Source organism: Paenibacillus macquariensis (assembly GCF_900156375.1).
Taxonomy (GTDB): domain Bacteria; phylum Bacillota; class Bacilli; order Paenibacillales; family Paenibacillaceae; genus Paenibacillus_AQ; species Paenibacillus_AQ macquariensis.
Map to the genome: position 1 here is coordinate 314,553 of NZ_FTNK01000006.1, position 3,041 is coordinate 317,593.

The 3,041-nt window shown below is 40.7% G+C and carries 4 protein-coding genes; 1 reads left to right on the forward strand and 3 read right to left on the reverse strand.

The window, feature by feature from the left end; translation table 11 throughout:
* Nucleotides 1-632 (reverse strand): collagen-like repeat preface domain-containing protein (locus tag BW961_RS31585; protein ID WP_139331650.1); only part of this gene is annotated, 632 nt, incomplete at its 3' end.
* Nucleotides 633-801: 169 nt separating this feature from the next.
* Between BW961_RS31585 and BW961_RS29920 the strand changes: the two genes are divergently transcribed.
* A complete protein-coding gene (locus BW961_RS29920; RefSeq protein WP_139331642.1) occupies nucleotides 802-978 on the forward strand; it encodes a glycosyltransferase in 177 nt (58 codons plus the stop codon).
* A gap of 926 nt (nucleotides 979-1,904) precedes the next feature.
* Here the strand turns inward: BW961_RS29920 and BW961_RS31230 are convergent.
* Complete coding sequence (locus BW961_RS31230) at nucleotides 1,905-2,120, reverse strand: hypothetical protein (RefSeq protein ID WP_068592451.1); 216 nt, start codon at nucleotides 2,118-2,120, stop codon at nucleotides 1,905-1,907.
* 293 nt (nucleotides 2,121-2,413) lie between these two features.
* Nucleotides 2,414-3,041, reverse strand: a 628-nt coding sequence (locus tag BW961_RS13950) for an exosporium glycoprotein BclB-related protein (RefSeq protein WP_280175207.1), incomplete at its 5' end; no start/stop codon positions are given.

Here is a 3,041-nt window from a genome sequence, read left to right on the forward strand (position 1 = left end):
GTTGCTCCTGCAACACCTGTGGCTCCCGTTGCTCCTGCTTCGCCTGTGGCTCCCGTTACTCCTGCAACACCTGTAGCTCCTGTTGCTCCTGTTGCTCCTGTTGCTCCTGTTGCTCCTGTTGCTCCTGTTGCTCCTGTTGCTCCTGTTGCTCCTGTTGCTCCTGTTGTTCCCACTCCTGGACCTGTAGGTCCTGTGGCACCCGCTATACCCGTTGCTCCTGTGGCTCCTGTGGCTCCTTTAAGAAAAAAACCAAGAGCTAATGAAATAGAAATTTGAATGGGTCTGATTTGTCCAACCATTGCATCCTTACAAGCAGGAGCTATAACCAAGACAAGGACATAAGCTAATAATTGTTCCAGCAATTGTTGCAGATTGGTTCCAACACTTATAACTGAGAATGGGGTTACCTCCGTTGAAACTATAGTCAATTCTAATATTGATAGAATCTCTGTCGGATCCACTTCAAAATTTGAATTTATTACGAACAACCTAAGTTCTTGTAATACGCTATGCAGGTTAGCAATATTCAATGGGGTAGGATTCGTAAGCGCAGGAGGTACCACCTCACCGAGCTCTATTATTATACTTAACAGAGTCTGTGCTTCGCCATTACATGGCACAAATGCATTCATATCACTATCTCCTCCTTAAACTTTCTTCTGGATTATTTAGAAGATTCAGTCTTGCCAAATCTTCAATAGTAACAACATATTCCGAGGAGTAGTATTTGGTGCACAAAAAAGCTAACTATTTTGTCGATAATATATTTATTTTTAAAACATACACTCTCAGAGGGGTTTTATGATAACGATAAGTCTCTGCTTAATTGTTGTTAAAAATGAAGAACGAACCCTTGATCGGTGTTTATCTTCAGTCGCAGATATTGTTGACGAAAGCATCATTATGGACACGAGTTCGACTGATCTCAATAAGACGATTGTAAGACAATCCACAGAACAAATGTATGGTTTCAAATGAATTCGTGATTTTGAAGCTGCACGTAAATATGCGTTCAGTCAAGTAACTAAGAACTATATTCTGTGGCTAGTTGCAGACAAGGTCATAAAAGAGAGTACTAAAAGTAGCATTTATGAGCGTTTCTCTATTGGAGAACAATTCTCTCCACACGATCTTTATATTATTTTGCCAACGAGTTGTTAGATCACCATATGTACAAACGTGTAATTATGTTCTATGAGAAATTCCATATTACGAAGAAAGAAGGATGAATCGAGGATAATATTTCAAAATGGAGGAAACTGTCTAATTTCTACAATCGCTTAAATAATGAACAGAAAGAATTACATCGATTCTCACCTCTTTCTCCACCCTTATACGATCGAGATTTTGGAGCCTTTCACCTTGTCCTCCTGGCTAGGATCATGGCCTTGACTTCTCATTTCTTACTCATAAAGCGCTACCTTTACAACGAGTCATAAATCACTGAATATTAATGAACGAATAGTACTGTTTATGGCTCTTAGAAGAAACAGCTACTAAATATTACTTAGTGTTAATGAATCTGATTGTTGTTGAATAAGAAAGGAAATAATTGATAAATATCCTTTAGCTACATGACTAACAGAAAACAAGAAAAAGACACCATATAGGTGTCTCGTATAAATATGAGAACTTTTTCTTTTTTTAGTCAAGGGTAAATCCAGCACTAACACATCCAGTAACTCTAGTAACAACGTTAAGCCCCGTAGCGGTGGCTCAGAATACCATTAGTAGACGTGACTCAGCGGTTACTGGAATATTCAAACCCGATGTAATCGCATTACCAAAAGAACCTATGGTAACTACTCCTGTTAAAAACGGAAGTGTTACAATTGCGCCCGGTATTGGAGTGAATATATTATTAGGTGTTGTAGACTCGTATAATTGCGCGACAGGTGTAGTTGCTAAAAGAGTAGTGCTACGGTAGTACTGAGGAAAGCAGCAATGGATGTTATCATTCCTGCATGAGGCATGAAGAAAGCAACGTTGATCAGAGGTCCTGAAGGAATAGTACCAATCGTCAAATCAATGTTGCCACCATCAAGAGTGACCCCTGTAACAGAACTTCCAAATCCAATAAGACTTGTTGTTCCTATTACATTGGCTATAGCTACGGTCATTGTAATCGGTCCTCCAGATGCCAGAGGTACTATCGCACCTGAATACATCTAATTAGAATAACCAATTCATTCTTACAACAAGGACCTATCTCCGAAAAGAGAATAACGCTAATAACTCTGCAACAATTGTTGCAGAGTTGTTCCAACACTTATAACTGAAAAGGGTATAACCTCAGTTGATGCGATAGTTAATTCCAAAATGATTGAACTATAACAGAAGACAGGAATACCCTCAGCCTATGAGACTTTTGGGATATCCCTATTTCATATTATTTTCTTCAGACATCAAGTGATTACGCGATCGTAATTCCTGCGCTTGCGTAACCTGCAATTACTGTTGCAATATCAACTCCTGCGGTTACAGTTGCAGTGAAGACCATTAACAATCGCTCTCCTGGGGTTACAGCTATGCCCAAGCCTGAGGTCAATCCACTACTAATGACACCAATAGGAAGTATTCCTGTAAGTGAAGGACTTAATGTTACTGTAGCCCCCGGTACTGCAGTGAAGCTATTATTTGGTGTAGAAGAACTGAATAAACGAGCCGTAATCGTTAATGTGGATCCTACTAAGGTGAGCGCGGCTGTCGTACTGAAATACGCTGCCATTGAAGTAATAGTTCCAGCACGTGGAACTGAAAATGCAAAGTTCAACAATGTTCCGGCTGCTCCTGTAAGGTCAATAGTACCACCAATTATAGAAACACTTGATACGTTGTTGCCAAAACCGACTAGGCCTGAAGTATTTAAAAGCCCCCCAAGTACAGTCGTCAAAGCTACAGGAAGTCCAGAAGCGTACGCAATAATCGCACCTGCACCTGTTGCTCCAGTTACTCCTGTAGCTCCCGTTGCTCCGGCTACTCCTGTTGCTCCTGTTGCTCCCGTTGCTCCGGCTACTCCTGTTGCTCCCGTTGCTCCTGCT